This is a genomic window from Lederbergia ruris (assembly GCF_018332955.1).
GTDB lineage: Bacteria > Bacillota > Bacilli > Bacillales > Bacillaceae_C > Lederbergia > Lederbergia ruris.
The window spans coordinates 1-253 of the sequence record NZ_BORB01000172.1; the positions used below are offsets into that span (position 1 = coordinate 1).

The following is a 253-nucleotide window of genomic DNA, read 5'->3' on the forward strand; positions in this document are numbered from 1 at the left end:
TATTACCGGAAAATAGGATTATAAACGTTGATCATTTCAATGAAACATTATGGGAAATGGCAGAAAAAGATCGTGATCGACTACATTACGATAAAAAGATCCTTCAGTCAAAATTGTTTGAAGAGGAGTTTGAGTCAAGTATTTGTGGGCAGAAATTTTCGCCCTTTAATTTTGTAAGCACTCTCATACTTTCAGGGTTCTCCAAAGTCGACTATTTTTCCATTTTTAAAAACCGGACAGCTCTTTTAAAGCA

The 253-nt window shown here is 34.4% G+C and carries 1 protein-coding gene; it reads left to right on the plus strand.

From position 1 onward, the window contains the following. On the plus strand, window positions 1–253 hold a 253-nt coding region (locus KI363_RS21870), incomplete at both ends, for a hypothetical protein (RefSeq protein ID WP_212967638.1).